Source organism: Methylococcus sp. S1M (assembly GCF_051295855.1).
Classification (GTDB): domain Bacteria; phylum Pseudomonadota; class Gammaproteobacteria; order Methylococcales; family Methylococcaceae; genus Methylococcus; species Methylococcus capsulatus.
The window spans coordinates 190,329-206,111 of sequence record NZ_JBPDXO010000004.1 but is presented as its reverse complement, the minus strand read 5'-3'; the positions used below and the strand labels follow the sequence as shown (position 1 = coordinate 206,111).

The window sequence follows — 15,783 nt, the reverse complement described above, 5'->3', positions numbered from 1 at the left end:
ACGCCGGGGCATCAGCGGGGAACGTCGGAAGACTCCAGCAGTTCGAGCTCCCTGTCACTGAAGCCGGCGCGCCGGCGCAGTTCAAGATTGAATGGCCCACGCGCCCGGCCGCCCAGATGACGGTCCACCAGAGCGAAATACTCGATTTCCGGATCGATCCCGCACTGATCGCAGACCCACCGGAACCAGCGCGACCCCAGGGCCACGTGCCCGACCTCGTCATGCAGGATGCGTTCGAGCACTTCGACGCTGCGCGCATCCCCTGCCCGCCGCAGCCGCTCGATCATGCCCGGCGTCACGTCCAGCCCCCGCGCCTCCATGAAGCGCGGCACCAGGGCCATACGGGCGGCGACGTCGTAAGCCGTTTCCTCCGCCATGCTCCACAACCCGCCGTGCACCGGGAGATCGCCGTAATCGGCGCCGAGTTCGCGGAGCCGCTGCCGCACCAGGGTGAAGTGTTCCGCCTCCTCCGCCGCCACCCGCAGCCAATCACGGTAATAATCTTGCGGCAGGCCGCGGAAGCGGTAGAGGTGGTCCCAGGCTAGCTGGATCGCGCTGAATTCGATGTGGGCCACAGCATGCAAAAGGGCCACCCGCCCGTCCACGGTATTGATGCCGCGACGCGGCAGTCCGCGCGGATCGACCCGCCGCGGGCGCTCGGGGAAACGGGCGAAGCCGATCGGCCGCGGCTCGCCTTCGATTCCGAAATCGAGCTCGCCGGCGAGGCAGGCCCGCCAAGCCTCGTGGGATACCGCCAGTTTGGTTTCGACCTCGGGCGAGCCGAGGCAATGTTCGGCATAAGCCTGGAGGTTCCCGGCCCCAGCCGGCCCGCTGCCGGCCTCCTTCATGCCAGCTCCAGATCCTTCACCTTCGCCGCCCGCTCGGCATAGGCCGGTGTGCGGTCGAAGTTCAGGTAGCGGTAAGTGTCGGCCGCTTTCTCCTCGATCTTGCCGGCATAGGCCATGTACTCCTCCAGGCTGGGAATCCGGCCCAGGATGGAGCAGACCGCCGCCAGCTCGGCCGAGGCCAGGAACACCCGGGCGCCGGCCCCGAGGCGGTTGGGGAAGTTGCGGGTGGAGGTCGATACCACCGTGGCATTGTCGGCCACCCGCGCCTGGTTGCCCATGCACAAGGAACAGCCGGGCATCTCGGTGCGGGCGCCGGCCTTGCCATAGGTGGCGTAGTAGCCTTCCTCGGTGAGCTGGGCCTGATCCATGCGGGTGGGCGGGGCGATCCACAACCGGGTCGGCGTGGGCTTGCCGAAGGCTTCCAGCAACCTCCCGGCGGCGCGGAAATGGCCGATGTTGGTCATGCAGGAGCCGAGGAATACCTCGTCGATGCGAGTCCCGGCGACCTGCGACAGCGGCTTGACGTCGTCCGGATCGTTCGGACAGCACAACAGCGGTTCGGTGATCTGGTCGAGGTCGATCTCGATCACTTCGGCGTACTCGGCGTCCGGGTCCGCTTCCAGCAGTTGCGGATCGGCCAGCCAGGCTTCCATTGCCGCTATGCGCCGCCGCAGGGTGCGCGCGTCGCCATAGCCCTCGGCGATCATCCAGCGCAGCAGGGTGATGTTGGAATGGAGGTATTCCTCGATGGGCGCGCGGTCAAGCTTGATGGTGCAGGCCGCGGCCGAACGTTCGGCGGAGGCATCCGCCAACTCGAAGGCCTGTTCGACTTTGAGATCCGGCAGTCCCTCGATCTCCAGGATGCGACCGGAGAAGACATTCTTCTTGCCCTGCTTCTCGACCGTCAACAGCCCCCGCTGCAGTGCGACGTAGGGAATCGCATGCACCAGATCGCGTAAAGTGATTCCCGGCTGCATCTCGCCCTTGAAGCGCACCAGCACCGATTCCGGCATGTCCAGCGGCATCACGCCGGTGGCGGCGGCGAAGGCCACCAGACCCGAGCCCGCGGGAAAGGAAATGCCGATCGGGAAGCGGGTGTGGGAATCACCGCCAGTGCCGACCGTATCCGGCAGCAGCATGCGGTTGAGCCAGGAATGGATGATGCCATCACCCGGCCGCAGCGACACGCCGCCGCGGTTCATGATGAAATCCGGCAGGGTGTGGTGGGTCTCGACGTCGACCGGCTTGGGATAGGCCGCGGTGTGGCAGAACGACTGCAGCACCAGGTCGGCCGAAAAGCCGAGGCAGGCCAGATCCTTCAGCTCGTCCCGCGTCATCGGGCCGGTCGTGTCCTGCGACCCCACCGTGGTCATCGCCGGCTCGCAGTAGGTGCCGGGCCGGATTCCGGCCACCCCGCAGGCCTTGCCCACGATCTTCTGCGCCAGGGTGTAGCCTTTTCCGGTCTCGGTCGGCGCCCTGGGACGGCGGAAGACCTCGGAAGGCGGCAGCCCCAGCACCTTGCGCGCCCGGTCGGTCAGACCGCGGCCGATGATCAGGTTGATGCGCCCACCGGCCCGCACCTCATCCAGCAGGATCTCGGTCTTGAGCGTGAACCGGCACAGTTCGACCCCGCTCTCATGGTTCCGCACCACCCCTTCGTAGGGGTGGATGTCGATCACATCGCCCGTCCGCATGGCGGTGACGTCGCATTCGATCGGCAGGGCTCCCGAGTCTTCCAGGGTGTTGAAGAAGATCGGCGCGATCTTGCCGCCGATACAGACCCCGCCCTGGCGTTTGTTGGGAACGTGGGGAATGTCCTCGCCGATATACCAGAGTAAGGAGTTGGTGGCCGACTTGCGCGACGAGCCGGTGCCGACCACATCGCCCACATAGGCCACCGGGAAACCCTTGGTTTTGAGTTCGGCGATCTGCGCTTCGGCATCGTGAATCCCCTCGCGCGGCACCTTCAGCATGGATTTGGCATGCAGCGGGATGTCCGGCCGTGACCAGGCGTCCTGGGCCGGCGAGAGGTCGTCGGTATTGGTCTCGCCGGGCACCTTGAACACGGTCACGGTCAACTTTCCGGGCACTTCCGGACGGGAAGTGAACCACTCGGCGTCCGCCCAGGCGCACAATACGGCCTGGGCATGAACGTTGCCCGCTTCCGCCTTGACCTGTACGTCGTGGAAGGCGTCGAACATGAGCAGCGTACGGGACAGGCCGTGCGCCGCAACCGGGGCCAGCTCGGAATGATCCAGCAGCTCGATCAGCGGCGCGACATTGTAACCGCCCAGCATGGTGCCGAGCAGTTCGGCGGCCCGTCGGGGCGATACGATCGGGGAAACCGCCTCCCCCCGGGCGACGGCCGCAAGAAAACCCGCCTTCACGTAAGCCGCTTCGTCCACGCCGGCCGGCACGCGGTTGCTCAGGAGATCGAGCAGAAACGCTTCTTCGCCGGCGGGCGGCGACTTCAGCAATTCCACCAGGGCGGCGGTCTGTTCGGCAGTCAGCGGCTTGGGCACGAGGCCTTGGGCGGCACGTTCGGCTACGTGCTCTCGGTATTGGGTCAACATGTTCGAACCTTAAGAGATTGTGATAGAAAACGAGCCCGCCCTTCCCGCGGCCTGCCACGGGGAGAATACGAGTTCTTGCGGGAAACATGGGAGGCTATTATATGGAATAACCCGCTCCGAAACGGCATGCGCAGACCATGACGACGCTCTATATCAGCCATCCGGTGTTTCTCCGCCACGACACCGGTCCCGGCCATCCGGAAGGTTCGGTGCGCCTTGCCGCCATCGAAAGCGCTCTCGCCGCTCCGGAATTCCGGAGCCTGCGGCGTCTCGAGGCCCCCCGCGCCGACATCTCCCGGCTCGAACTGGTCCATTCGCGGGGGCACATCGAACGGGTGTTCGCCTCCCTCCCCCAGACCGGCCATCACTTCGTCGATGCCGACACGGTAGTCTCGCCGGAATCGGGGGAAGCCGCACTGCATGCAGTCGGCGCGGTATGCCTGGCGGTGGACGAGGTGATCGGGAAACGGGCGCGCAACGCCTTCTGCGCGGTGCGTCCGCCGGGGCATCACGCCGAACCGGATGCGGCCATGGGCTTCTGCCTGTTCAACAACATCGCCATTGCCGCCGCCCATGCCCTCGCCAGCCACGGACTGCAGCGTATCGCCATCGTGGATTTCGACGTGCACCACGGCAACGGGACCCAGGCCGCGTTCAGACGCAATCCGCAGGCGCTGTACGTTTCGACCCACCAGTATCCCTGGTATCCGGGGACGGGCAGCGCCGAGGAAACGGGCGTCGGCAACCTGGTCAACATCCCCCTTCCGGCGGGCACGGACTCCGCAGCCTACCGCGAAGCCGTCACAGCCACCGCCTTGCCCGCCATCGACCGTTTCCGCCCCGAGCTAGTGCTCATCTCCGCCGGATTCGACGCCCACCGCGACGATCCGCTGGCCGACCTCGCGCTCACCGAGGACGACTACGGCTGGATCACGGCGGAACTCATGAAGCTGGCGGATCGCCATGCCGGCGGCCGTATCGTATCCGCCCTCGAAGGCGGTTACGCCCTGGAGGCTCTGGGCCGGAGCGCCGCGGCCCATGTCCGGACGCTGCTCCTCCCATCATCCTGAAATCCCGGCTGCAGCGGCCGATCAGACTGAGCCTCGCCCGATGGCGAAATAATCGAAACCCTTGGCCTTCATGTGTGCTGGATCGTAGATGTTGCGGCCGTCGAACACCGCGGGACGGGTGAGGGACTGCTTGATTTCGTCGAAATCGGGACTGCGGAACACGTTCCATTCGGTAACCACCGCCAGCACATCGGCGCCTCGCAGGGCCGATTCCGGCGAATCGCACAGGATCAGGTCCGCCCGGTCGCCATAGATGCGATGGGCTTCCTCCTGCGCCACGGGATCGAACGCCCGTACTTTCGCCCCCGCCCGCCACAGCGCTTCCATCAGGGTGCGGCTGGGTGCTTCGCGCATGTCGTCGGTGTTCGGCTTGAAGGCCAGTCCCCAGACCGCTATGGTCTTGCCGGCCAGATCGCCCCCGAAATAGGCGCTGATTTTCTCGAACAGCTTTTCCTTCTGGCGGTCGTTCACGGCCTCCACCGCCTGCAGCAACTGGGCGGGATAACCGGCATCGCGGGCGGTACGCTCCAGTGCCTTGACGTCCTTGGGGAAACAGGAGCCGCCGTAACCGCAGCCGGGATAGATGAAATGGTAGCCGATGCGCGGATCGGAACCGATACCGACCCGGACCTTCTCGATATCTGCGCCCAGCCGCTCGGCGAGGTTGGCCAGCTCGTTCATGAAGCTGATCTTGGTGGCCAGCATGGCATTGGCGGCATACTTGGTCAGCTCGGCGGAGCGGATGTCCATGCACACCATGCGGTCGTGGCTACGGTTGAAAGGGGCATAGAGGGCGCGCAGCAGTTCCGTGGTGCGCGGGTTATCGGTGCCGACCACGATCCGGTCCGGCTTCATGAAGTCCTCGATGGCCGCGCCTTCCTTCAGGAATTCCGGATTGGAGACCACGTCGAACTCGATGGCCACACCACGCCGGGCCAGCACCTCACTCACCGCGCCACGCACCTTGTCCGCCGTTCCCACCGGTACGGTGGACTTGTTGACGACCACCCGGTATTCCTGCATCCGCTCGCCGATGCTGCGCGCCACGGCCAGCACGTATTGCAGATCGGCCGAGCCGTCCTCGTCGGGCGGCGTGCCGACGGCGATGAACTGGAACAGGCCGTGGCTCACGCCCAGGTCGATATCGGTGGTGAACTGCAAGCGGCCGGCCACCATGTTGCGTTTGATGATGGTATCGAGGCCGGGCTCGTAGATCGGCACCTCGCCCCGCTCGAGGCGTTCGATCTTGCCAGCGTCGATGTCGATGCAGACGACGTCGTTGCCGACTTCGGCCAGACAAGCGCCGGTAACCAATCCCACATAGCCGGAACCAAAGATGGTGACTTTCATGCAGTTTCCTTAGGAAATGAGAAAAAAGGACCTCAGGCGAAGCGAGCCAGATCGGCCTGAATATCGGCGAGGTTCTCCAGTCCAACCGCGATGCGGATCAGCCCGTCGGCGATACCGGCCGCTGCCCGGGCTTCCGGACTCAGACGGCCGTGAGTGGTAGTCGCCGGATGGGTGATGGTGGTTTTGGCATCGCCCAGATTGCCGGTGATCGACAGCAGCCGGGTGCTGTCGATCAGACGCCAGGCAGCCTCCTGTCCGCCCTTGACCTCGAAGCTGACGATGCCGCCGAAACCCGATTGCTGGCGGGCGGCGAGTTCATGCTGGGGATGGCTGGCGAGTCCCGGATAATGCACCCGCTCGACCCAGGGCTGCGCCTCCAACCAGCGGGCCAGGCCGAGTGCGTTCTCACAATGGGCTTTCATCCTGAGATTCAGCGTTTCCAGGCCCTTGAGGAACACCCAGGCGTTGAACGGACTCATGCTGGGGCCGCCGGTGCGCAGGAATGGGTAGATTTCGGCGTCGAGCAGTTCGCGCCCGCCGACGATGGCCCCGCCTACGCAGCGGCCCTGGCCGTCGAGGTACTTGGTGGCCGAATGGATCACGATGTCCGCGCCCAGCGCCAGCGGCCGCTGCAAGGCCGGGGTGCAGAAACAATTGTCCACCACCAGCAGGCAGCCGCGGGCGTGGGCGATTTCCGCGAGCCTTGGGATGTCGGCGATTTCGGTCAGCGGATTGGAAGGCGTCTCGATGAACAGAAACCGGGTCTCGGGCCGGATGGCCGCGGCCCAGCCATCGTAATCGGTGAGACCGACGAAGGTCGTCGGGACCCCGAACTTGGCCAGGTAATTCTGGAACAGCAGGGTGGTATTGCCGAACACGCTGCGCGAACACACCACGTGATCGCCTGCCTTCAGCAACCCGAACGCGGTACTGGCAATGGCCGCCATGCCGGAGCCGACCGCGACGCAGCGCTCCCCGCCCTCCAGCGCCGCCAGCCTCTCCTCGAAGGTCCGCACTGTGGGATTCGTGAAGCGCGAGTAGATGTTGCCCGCCGCCTTGCCGGCGAAGCGCTCGGCCGCCTCGGCGGCGCTGGCGAACACGTAGCTGGAAGTGGCGAAGATCGGCTCCGCATGCTCCTGCTCCATCGTCCGCCGCTGCCCGGCGCGCACGGCCCGGGTCTCCATGGCGAATTCGTTCCAATCCAGGTCGTCCACAGCTCCTGCTCCTTTAGACGGTGTTGTAAAGATCGATGGCGGTCGCGGCCGCATCCCGTCTGGCCTTGGCATGATCCGAGCGATGCTCGCTCAGGCGGTCGAGATAGGCCTGATCGATGTCGCCGGTGACGTAGTCCTTGTCGAAGCAGGAGGTGTCGAAACGGGGGATCGACGGGTTGCCCTTCTGTACCGACTCGACCAGATCGGCCAGATCCTGATAGACCAGCCAGTCCGCGCCCAGCGCTTCCCGTACCTGTTCGTCGGTCCGGCCGTGGGCGATCAGCTCCTCGACCGCCGGCATGTCGATGCCGTAAACATTAGGGTAGCGCACCGGCGGCGAGGCCGAGGCGAAGTAGACCTTGCGGGCGCCGGCGTCGCGCGCCATCTGGATGATCTGGGTCGAGGTGGTGCCACGCACGATGGAGTCGTCCACCAGCAGCACGTTCTTGCCCTTGAACTCCAGGTCGATGGCGTTGAGCTTCTGCCGAACGGACTTCTTGCGCAGGGTCTGCCCCGGCATGATGAAGGTACGGCCGATGTAACGGTTCTTGATGAAGCCTTCGCTGTATTTCACGCCCAGCCGGTTGGCGAGCTGCAGCGCCGAAGTGCGGCTGGTGTCCGGGATGGGGATGACCACGTCGATGTCGTGCTCGGGGCGCTCCCGCAGAATCTTGTCGGCCAGCTTGTCCCCCATGCGCAGCCGGGCCTTGTAGACGGAGATGTCGTCGATGATGGAATCCGGCCGGGCGAAATAGACGAACTCGAAGATGCATGGGGAATGGACGACGTGTTCGGCGCACTGGCGGATATGCAGGGTACCGTCCTTCTCGATCAGGACCGCCTCGCCGGGCGCCACATCCCGAACCAGCTCGAAGCCGAGCACGTCCAGAGCCACGCTCTCGGAAGCGATCATGTAGTCCTTGCCGAACCGCCCCTCCCGCTCGCCGAAAACCAGAGGGCGGATGCCATGCGGATCGCGGAAGCCGACGACGCCGAAACCGGTGACCATCGCCACCACGGCATAGGCACCGCGGCAGCGCCTATGCACCGCGGAAACGGCCCGGAACACGTCGTCCGGCGATACCCGCAGCTTACCGATGCCCTGCATTTCATGGGCGAAGACGTTGAGTAGAACCTCCGAATCCGAATCGGTGTTGATATGGCGCTGATCCTGTCGGAACAGTTCGCGTTTGAGCCGGGCCGCATTGGTCAGATTGCCATTGTGGGCGAGCGAGATGCCGTACGGGGAATTGACATAGAACGGCTGCGCTTCGGCGGTGCTGGAACAGCCGGCAGTGGGATAACGCACGTGGCCGATGCCCATCGTGCCTTTCAGCTCCACCATGTGGCGGGTGTGGAACACATCCCGCACCAGACCGCTCTCCTTGCGCAGATGCAGCCGCTCCCTCTCGCAGGTCACGATACCGGCGGCATCCTGGCCGCGATGCTGAAGCACGGTGAGCGCCTCGTACAGTTCCTGATTGACCTCATCGTTGGAAACGATACCGGCAATTCCGCACATAGCCTGAACCTGTAAAGCGATTGAACGAAAGGGGACTCAAGGATAGGCCACCTGGCCGGCGATTTCAGCCGGCAGCAGCGTCTTGATCCACAGCGCCATGGATTGAAACGGCGGAATGAGGCGCGACTCCTGCCACCATGGGTCCCGGGGCAACGGAGTAAACCCGGCCAGGAGCACCATGACCGATACGAGCAGCACGCCACGCGTCAGCCCGAACACCATCCCGGCCAGCCGGTCGGTCCCCCCCAGACCGGTGCCCGTCACCAGCCGACCGAGCAGAAAACCGCTGAGACCGCCCGCCATCAGACTGACCAGGAAGATGGCGACGAAGGCGACGCCGAGCCGCAGCGAGGGCAGCGGAATCAGGGTTTCGAGAGGGACCGCCAGATCATGGCTGAAACGCAGCCCCAGCCACACCGCCGCGGCCCAGGTCGCCAGCGAGAATACTTCCCGCACCAGCCCTCGGGTCAACCCCACCAGGGCGGACAAGCCCATCACCGCGATGATGAGATAATCGACCCAGCTCAACGCACCCGCGACCGCCGTGCCCGGCGCGACCTGCGGCAACATCGACTAGCGGGGGCGGGACGGCACCAGATAGCCACGGATGCCGGCGACCGACTCGAGCTGACGCAGCACCTGCTCGGCCCGGGCCTTGTCGGGCTCGGGCCCGATCCGGACACGGTAGGTCACCTTGCCAGTGCTGCCGTGGACGGTTTCTGCGTAGGCGGACAAATTGTTCTGGCGCAACTTCTCGACCAGCGCCTTGGCATTGGCCTCCTCGACGAAGCTCCCGGCCTGCACCAGCCAGGCCGAAACACCGGCGGCGGGCGCTGCGGCGGGTGGAACTTCCGGCTTGCGGAGCGCCGGCTCAGCCGACCCCGCCTTTGCCGGCGGCTTGCCTCCCGTGACGGCCGGCACGGCGGTCGCCGCGGGCATCTTCTTCGGTACCGACGGCCTGACCGTGGGTTTCACCGTCGGTGCCGCCTCCATGGGCGCCATGTCTTCCTCGACGAACCCGTCGGCCGGCGCCTGTTCTGCTTCAACCGTCTGACCGGGTTTCTCCTTTTGCGGGACAGCTCCGCGCTTCGGCGAAGGTGGAACCGTCCCCGCTCCGGCGACACCGTCTTCACCACCCGTGATCGGAATGATGCGATCCGCCCCTTCGGCCTCCACCGGCTCGGCCGTCGCGACCTCCTCCACCGAGCGCGGCAGTTCGACCGGCTGCTCCTCCATGTCCTTGGGCATCGGCGGAATCTCGGCCACTTCCGGGCGGGACGGCCCCGGCTTCTCGTCGAACAGCATCGGCACGAAAATCACGGCCAGGGCGACGATGACCGTTGCGCCGATCAGCCGTTGTTTCAACTGTTCATCCATACGTTTCCTCGAACTTTGGAGGGATGGGCTCGATTCGGGCCAGATACTCGGCGACCAGGAAAAACGAGCCGAACACCAAAATGATCGAATCATTCTCGGCGTTTCGACGGACCCTTGCAAACACCTCGGCGGCATCCGCGAAACCCTGCTGCACTTGGCTTATGCCGAGCGCCGAGAACACCGGCAGCAGGATTTCCGGCGTCGCGGCCCGCGGCAGTTGCAACGGCGCGAGATACCAGTCATCCACCAGATCGCGGATGCACTCGACCACGCCGCGGATGTCCTTGTCGCGCATCATGGCGAACACCGCGTGCACCGGGCGTCCCCGCTTGAACTGCCGCAGGAACTCCGCGAGCACGCGCACTGCATGGGGATTGTGCGCGACGTCCAGCAGCACCGTCGGCTCGCCTTCCTGTATCTGGAACCGGCCCGGCAGATGGACGCTGGCCAGACCCGCCCGGACAGCGGCTTCCGGCACCGGAAGGCGGGGCCGGATGGCCTCGATCACCTGCAGCACGGCGGCCATGTTGAAATACTGATGGTCGCCCCGCAGGCACGGCTCGGGCAGCGCCGCATGGGTTTCCCCGCGCCCGTACCAGGTCCAGCCGTCCTTTTCCCTCCGGAACGAGAAATCGCGGCCCTGCATCAGCAAATCCGCTCCGATCGCCTCCGCGTGCCGCAATACCGTGGCCGGGGCGTCGGGATCGCCCAGGATGCAGGGCCGCGCCGGCCGGAAGATGCCGGCCTTCTCCAAGCCGATGGCCTCGCGGGTCAACCCCAGCCATTCCTCGTGGTCGATGCCGATGCTGGCGACCAGCGCAGCATCGGCATCGACGATGTTCACGGCATCGAGCCGCCCGCCGAGACCGACCTCGAGGATCTGCACGTCGAGTTCGGCGCGCCGGAAGATGTCCATCGCCGCCAGCGTACCGAACTCGAAGAAACTCAGCGTGGTGTCGCCGCGCACCGCTTCGATCCGTTCGAACGACGCGCAGATGGCCGCGTCGTCGACCGGCGTCCCATCGATGCAGATGCGCTCGTTGTAGCGCAGGATATGGGGCGAGGTATAGGCGCCGACGCGGTAACCGGCCCGACGCAGGATGGTATCCAGCGCCGCGACGCAGGAGCCTTTGCCGTTGGTGCCGCCGACGGTGATGGTAAAAGGCCGGTCCTGAGCCGGATTGAGTGCCCGGTAGACCCTGCGAACCCGTTCCAGCCCCAAATCGATGGCCTGGGGGTGCAAGGTCTCCTGCCAAGACAGCCACTCCCCGAGAGTCGAGAAGCGCATCGGCTATTCGGCTTCCGGGTCGTCCATCGGCAACGCGGAAAGACAACGGGCCAGATCGGCCTCTCCGGCGCCCTCCCCGATCGCCGGCGGCGCCTTCGCCGCGGCGGGTGCGACAGCCCGGCCGTCGCGGGTCATGAGAGCCAGGAGCGCGGCGATGCGCTCACGCAGATCACGGCGGTCGACGATCATGTCGACGGCGCCGTGTTCGAGCAGGAATTCACTGCGCTGGAATCCTTCCGGAAGTTTCTCCCGCACCGTCTGCTCGATCACTCGGGGGCCGGCGAAACCGATCAGGGCGCCCGGTTCGGCGATGTTGATATCGCCCAGCATGGCGAAGCTGGCCGAGACCCCGCCCATGGTCGGATCGGTCAGGACGGAAATGAACGGAATCCTCGCCTTGGACAGCCGCCCCAGCGCGGCGCTGGTCTTGGCCATCTGGAACAGCGACAGCAACGATTCCTGCATGCGGGCGCCCCCGCTGGCGCTGAAAACGACGAAAGGAGCACCGTGTTCGAGACTGTGGTTGACGCCGCGTACGAAACGCTCGCCGACCACCGAGCCCATGGAGCCCCCCATGAACTCGAAATTGAAAGCTCCCGCCACGACCGGCAGGCCGAGCAGCTGCCCGGCCACGACGATCAGCGCATCTTTTTCGCCGGTTGCCTTCTGGGCCTGCTGCAAGCGGTCCTTGTACTTCTTGCTGTCCTTGAATTTCAGCGGATCCAGGGGGGCCAGCCCCTCACCGATCTCCAGCCGGTTGCCCGGGTCGAGAAATAGATGGAGGCGCTTGCGCGCGGAAATGCGCATGTGATGCGAGCATTTCGGACAGACCTCGAGATTGCGCTCGACCTCCGACTTGTACAGGATCGCATTGCAGCTCGGGCACTTGCACCACAGCCCCTCGGGCACCGTGCTCTTGGTCGAGGCCTCGGTGCGGATCTTGGAGGGAACGAGTTTATGGAACCAGCTCAAAGTCATGACTTCTCTCGGCTTCAGGCATCCAGCGCACGCCGCAGGACGGCGAGCAAGTCGACGATGTCCTTGCGCGCTTGTTCGGGCCGGTCCTGAGCCGCCGCGATCTTCTCCACCAGAGCACTGCCCACCACCACGGCATCGGCGAACCGCCCTATGGCCGCCGCGGTCTCGGCATTCTTGACGCCGAAACCGACCCCGATCGGCAGGTCGGTCAACGACCTGATGTGGGCGATCCGGCTTTCCACTTCGGCGAGGTCGAGGTGTGACGCTCCGGTCACCCCCTTGAGGGACACATAGTACAGATAGCCGCGACCGAGCGCCGCCATCCGCTGAACTCGAGCGTCCGAGCTGTTGGGTGCCAGCAGGAAAATCGGGTCGAGCCCGGCCCTGTGCAGCATCGGTACGAACTCCCCCGCCTCTTCCGGCGGCATGTCGACGGTAAGCACGCCGTCGACGCCGGCATCCTTGGCACGATCGACGAAACGCTGGTACCCCATGCACTCGACGGGGTTGAGATAGCCCATCAGCACGATGGGCGTCGTCCGATCGGCACGGCGGAACTCGGCCACGAGATCCAGGGTCTTGCCAAGGCTCATATGGTGAACCAGCGCGCGCTCGCTGGCTTTCTGGATCACGGGACCGTCGGCCATGGGGTCGGAAAACGGCACGCCCAGCTCGATGACGTCGGCACCGGCCTCGACCATGGCATGCATGACCGGCACGGTGAAACCGGGCTCCGGATCGCCGGCGGTGATGAACGGGATCAGGGCCTTGCGGTTGGCATGACGCAGGACCTGGAAAGTTGAGGTCAGACGGCTCACAGAACGATGCCCTCCCGGGTGGCGATGGTGTGGATATCCTTGTCGCCACGGCCAGACAGGTTGACCAGGACGATCTTGTCGGAACTGAGAGTCGGCGCCAGCTTGAGGGCGTAGGCCACGGCATGGCTGGATTCCAGTGCCGGGATGATCCCCTCGGACCGGGTCAGGATGTGGAACGCCTCGAGCGCTTCGGCATCGGTGGCACTGACATAGCTCGCCCGGCCGCAGTCCTTGAGCCAGGCGTGTTCCGGCCCGACGCCCGGATAGTCCAGCCCGGCGGAAATGGAATGGGTCTCGATGATCTCGCCGTCTTCGTCTTCCATCAGGTAGGTACGGTTGCCGTGCAGCACGCCGGGGCGGCCGGCGCTCAGCGGAGCCGAGTGGCGACCGGTTTCTATACCATCCCCGGCGGCCTCGACCCCGTACATGGCGACCTCGCGGTCATCGACGAACGGATGAAACAGGCCGATGGCATTCGAGCCGCCGCCCACGCAGGCGACCAAGGCATCGGGCAGACGCCCCGTCATCTCCAGCATCTGCCGGCGCGCCTCGCGGCCGATCACGGCCTGGAAATCGCGCACCATGGCGGGATAGGGATGGGGACCCGCCACCGTACCGATGATGTAGAAGGTATCGTCGACGTTGGTCACCCAGTCGCGCATGGCTTCGTTCAGCGCGTCCTTGAGCGTCCGGGAACCCGAGTCGACCGCTATCACGGTAGCGCCGAGCAGCTTCATGCGGAATACGTTGAGCGCCTGGCGCTGGACGTCGACCGCCCCCATGTAGACCACGCACTCCATCCCCAGCCGGGCCGCCACGGTGGCCGTGGCCACGCCGTGCTGGCCCGCACCGGTCTCGGCGATCACCCGCCGCTTGCCCATGCGCTTGGCCAGCAGTGCCTGGCCGACGGTGTTGTTGACCTTGTGTGCACCGGTATGATTGAGATCTTCGCGCTTGAAGAAGATCTGTGCGCCGCCGAGCTCCCGGCTCAGGCGTTCGGCATGGTAGATAGGTGAGGGACGGCCGACGTAGTGGTTCAGATCGTGATCCAGCTCGGCGAGGAATTCCGGGTCCTTCAGGTAGCGATGGTAGGCGGCTTTCAGCTCTTCCAGCGGCTCCATCAAGGTCTCGGCGACGAAAATGCCGCCGTAAGGTCCAAAGTGGCCGCGCTCATCGGGCAGGTCATAGGGCTGAATCTCGTCTTGCATGATCAAAATCGTATACCTCGCGTAAAAACGCCGCCATTTTGTCGTGGTCCTTGATTCCCTTCCGCGCCCCCTCCACGCCGCTCGATACATCCACCGCGTAAGGCTTTGCCGTTTCCAGTGCCTCTCTCACATTGGTCGGCGCGAGCCCGCCCGCCAGGATCAACGGCAGGCAGCATCCGGCTTCGGCCCTGCGCCAGTCGAACGTCATGCCGGTCCCGCCCTGCTCGCCCGGCTGGTAGGCGTCGAGCAGCAAACCGGCGGCGCCAGCGTACCGGCGAGCCTCGGCCCCGACGTCGACACCGGGCATCATCCGCAAGGCCTTGATGTAGGGCCGCCCGAAGCCAGCACAGTATTCGGGGGATTCATCGCCATGAAACTGCAGCAGATCGATCCGCACGGCACTGCAGACCTCCCGCACTCGTTCCGGCTCGGCATCCACGAACAGTCCCACCACCGTGACCAGCGCCGGGACGGCCGCGGCGATGGCCTGCGCCTGACCAAGGCCCACGTTGCGCGGGCTGGGACCGTAGAACACCAGACCCAACGCATCGACGCCCAGAGCCACCGCGCAGGCCGCGTCCTCGGCCTGCGTGAAACCGCAAATTTTAACCCGAGTTCGCCCGGAGGGGTATGCCGGCATCATGATTCGTCATCGGGCTGGTAGCGGCGGGCGTCCGCCGGCAGGTGTTCGAAAACGGCGTCGCGCGCCAGCCCGAATTCTTCCGGATAACACACGCCTCCCAGGTAAAGCCCGTCCGGCGGCGCCGTGACACCACCCTTGGCGCGGTCCCGCATGGCCAGCAGTTCGCCGACCCAGGCCGGATCGTGCTTGCCCGCCCCCACCGCCATCAGTACCCCAGCGATGTTGCGCACCATGTGATGGACGAAGGCGTTGGCGGCGATTTCCATGATCACCCTTTCACCCTCCCGGCGCACGTGCAGGAAATGCACGCGCCGGAAAGGGCTGCGGGACTGGCATTGCTGCGCCCGAAAAGACGAGAAATCGTGTTCGCCGACCAGATAGGCCGCACCTTCCCGCATCCGCTCGACGTCCAGGGGCGCGTGGCACCAGGTGAACTGGCGGGGCCGCAAGGCGGAACGCATGGGCCGGTTCAATATCTCATAGCGGTAGTAGCGAGCGATCGCGCTCAACCGGGCGTGGAAATGAGGTTCGGTTTCCCGCACCCAGAGGATCCGCACGTCCTCCGGCAGCGCGGTATTGGCCCCCAGCAGCCAAGAGCGCTCACTGCGCCGGCTCTCGGTGTCGAAATGCGCCACCTGCTCGATGGCATGGACTCCCGCATCGGTGCGCCCTGCGCATGTGACTCGCACGGGAGCGTCGGCGACCCGGCTCAAGGCCCGCTCGACCTCGGCCTGAATGGTGCGCTTACCGTTCTGCCACTGCCAGCCGGCGAAACCGCTGCCGTCATATTCTATGCCTAAGGCGATCCTCATGTTTCAGGCCCGATTCGAGGCGCGCTATCGTACCAGAAACGCCCCGCCGGTTTATCCACAGATTCTGTGGATAATTCTGTGA

Annotated in this window: 14 protein-coding genes; 1 reads left to right on the top strand and 13 read right to left on the bottom strand. The window is 65.3% G+C overall.

Annotated features, from left to right (window positions below; genetic code table 11):
- Positions 1-11 precede the first annotated feature (11 nt).
- Positions 12-848, bottom strand: coding sequence for a ferritin-like domain-containing protein (locus ACSHWJ_RS09385; RefSeq protein WP_218798212.1), 837 nt, complete (start codon positions 846-848; stop codon positions 12-14).
- Complete coding sequence (acnB, locus tag ACSHWJ_RS09380; protein WP_432539677.1) at positions 845-3,421, bottom strand: bifunctional aconitate hydratase 2/2-methylisocitrate dehydratase; 2,577 nt, start codon at positions 3,419-3,421, stop codon at positions 845-847. The genes ACSHWJ_RS09385 and acnB overlap by 4 nt, the downstream gene beginning before the upstream one ends.
- A 137-nt stretch (positions 3,422-3,558) precedes the next feature.
- Here acnB and ACSHWJ_RS09375 point away from each other — a divergent pair, with 137 nt between their 5' ends.
- On the top strand, positions 3,559-4,491 hold the full coding sequence (locus tag ACSHWJ_RS09375; RefSeq protein ID WP_218798214.1) for a histone deacetylase family protein: 933 nt from the start codon (positions 3,559-3,561) through the stop codon (positions 4,489-4,491).
- 21 nt (positions 4,492-4,512) lie between these two features.
- On the opposite strand, the gene ACSHWJ_RS09370 is transcribed toward ACSHWJ_RS09375, so the two are convergent.
- The 11 genes from ACSHWJ_RS09370 to truA are packed head-to-tail and all read right to left on the bottom strand — an operon-like array spanning position 4,513 to position 15,701.
- A complete protein-coding gene (locus tag ACSHWJ_RS09370; protein ID WP_218798215.1) occupies positions 4,513-5,841 on the bottom strand; it encodes a UDP-glucose dehydrogenase family protein in 1,329 nt (442 codons plus the stop codon).
- A gap of 32 nt (positions 5,842-5,873) precedes the next feature.
- A complete protein-coding gene (locus ACSHWJ_RS09365; protein WP_017366164.1) occupies positions 5,874-7,055 on the bottom strand; it encodes an O-succinylhomoserine sulfhydrylase in 1,182 nt (393 codons plus the stop codon).
- 13 nt (positions 7,056-7,068) lie between these two features.
- Positions 7,069-8,577 (bottom strand): amidophosphoribosyltransferase, encoded by a 1,509-nt coding sequence (gene purF / locus ACSHWJ_RS09360; protein ID WP_218798217.1) that lies wholly within the window; start codon positions 8,575-8,577, stop codon positions 7,069-7,071.
- Positions 8,578-8,613: 36 nt separating this feature from the next.
- The gene (locus tag ACSHWJ_RS09355; protein WP_218798218.1) at positions 8,614-9,147 is read right to left on the bottom strand and encodes a CvpA family protein; all 534 of its coding nucleotides are present in this window, start codon (positions 9,145-9,147) and stop codon (positions 8,614-8,616) included.
- Positions 9,148-9,150: 3 nt separating this feature from the next.
- On the bottom strand, positions 9,151-9,954 hold the full coding sequence (locus tag ACSHWJ_RS09350) for an SPOR domain-containing protein (RefSeq protein ID WP_218798219.1): 804 nt from the start codon (positions 9,952-9,954) through the stop codon (positions 9,151-9,153).
- On the bottom strand, positions 9,947-11,242 hold the full coding sequence (gene folC, locus ACSHWJ_RS09345; RefSeq protein WP_218798220.1) for a bifunctional tetrahydrofolate synthase/dihydrofolate synthase: 1,296 nt from the start codon (positions 11,240-11,242) through the stop codon (positions 9,947-9,949). Before folC ends, ACSHWJ_RS09350 begins: the two co-directional genes overlap by 8 nt.
- A gap of 3 nt (positions 11,243-11,245) precedes the next feature.
- Positions 11,246-12,220 carry an acetyl-CoA carboxylase, carboxyltransferase subunit beta gene (gene accD / locus ACSHWJ_RS09340; RefSeq protein ID WP_010961716.1) on the bottom strand — a complete coding sequence of 325 codons (975 nt, stop codon included), beginning with the start codon at positions 12,218-12,220 and terminating at the stop codon, positions 11,246-11,248.
- 14 nt (positions 12,221-12,234) lie between these two features.
- Positions 12,235-13,038, bottom strand: a complete 804-nt coding sequence (gene trpA, locus ACSHWJ_RS09335; RefSeq protein ID WP_218798221.1) for a tryptophan synthase subunit alpha — start codon at positions 13,036-13,038, stop codon at positions 12,235-12,237.
- Positions 13,035-14,246 carry a tryptophan synthase subunit beta gene (gene trpB / locus ACSHWJ_RS09330; RefSeq protein ID WP_218798222.1) on the bottom strand — a complete coding sequence of 404 codons (1,212 nt, stop codon included), beginning with the start codon at positions 14,244-14,246 and terminating at the stop codon, positions 13,035-13,037. The genes trpA and trpB overlap by 4 nt, the downstream gene beginning before the upstream one ends.
- Positions 14,221-14,889: a phosphoribosylanthranilate isomerase gene (locus ACSHWJ_RS09325; RefSeq protein WP_010961719.1), complete on the bottom strand. Its 669-nt coding sequence runs from the start codon at positions 14,887-14,889 to the stop codon at positions 14,221-14,223. Before ACSHWJ_RS09325 ends, trpB begins: the two co-directional genes overlap by 26 nt.
- Positions 14,886-15,701, bottom strand: a complete 816-nt coding sequence (gene truA / locus ACSHWJ_RS09320) for a tRNA pseudouridine(38-40) synthase TruA (RefSeq protein ID WP_218798223.1) — start codon at positions 15,699-15,701, stop codon at positions 14,886-14,888. Before truA ends, ACSHWJ_RS09325 begins: the two co-directional genes overlap by 4 nt.
- Between the last annotated feature and the right edge of the window lie 82 nt (positions 15,702-15,783).

Coding starts and splice junctions, on each gene's coding strand:
- accD (WP_010961716.1), bottom strand. CDS start 12,220: ATGACTTTGAGCTGGTTCCATAAACTCGTTCCCTCCAAGATCCGCACC.
- acnB (WP_432539677.1), bottom strand. CDS start 3,421: ATGTTGACCCAATACCGAGAGCACGTAGCCGAACGTGCCGCCCAAGGC.
- truA (WP_218798223.1), bottom strand. CDS start 15,701: ATGAGGATCGCCTTAGGCATAGAATATGACGGCAGCGGTTTCGCCGGC.
- ACSHWJ_RS09355 (WP_218798218.1), bottom strand. CDS start 9,147: ATGTTGCCGCAGGTCGCGCCGGGCACGGCGGTCGCGGGTGCGTTGAGC.
- trpB (WP_218798222.1), bottom strand. CDS start 14,246: ATGCAAGACGAGATTCAGCCCTATGACCTGCCCGATGAGCGCGGCCAC.
- folC (WP_218798220.1), bottom strand. CDS start 11,242: ATGCGCTTCTCGACTCTCGGGGAGTGGCTGTCTTGGCAGGAGACCTTG.
- ACSHWJ_RS09325 (WP_010961719.1), bottom strand. CDS start 14,889: ATGATGCCGGCATACCCCTCCGGGCGAACTCGGGTTAAAATTTGCGGT.
- ACSHWJ_RS09350 (WP_218798219.1), bottom strand. CDS start 9,954: ATGGATGAACAGTTGAAACAACGGCTGATCGGCGCAACGGTCATCGTC.
- ACSHWJ_RS09370 (WP_218798215.1), bottom strand. CDS start 5,841: ATGAAAGTCACCATCTTTGGTTCCGGCTATGTGGGATTGGTTACCGGC.
- ACSHWJ_RS09375 (WP_218798214.1), top strand. CDS start 3,559: ATGACGACGCTCTATATCAGCCATCCGGTGTTTCTCCGCCACGACACC.
- purF (WP_218798217.1), bottom strand. CDS start 8,577: ATGTGCGGAATTGCCGGTATCGTTTCCAACGATGAGGTCAATCAGGAA.
- ACSHWJ_RS09385 (WP_218798212.1), bottom strand. CDS start 848: ATGAAGGAGGCCGGCAGCGGGCCGGCTGGGGCCGGGAACCTCCAGGCT.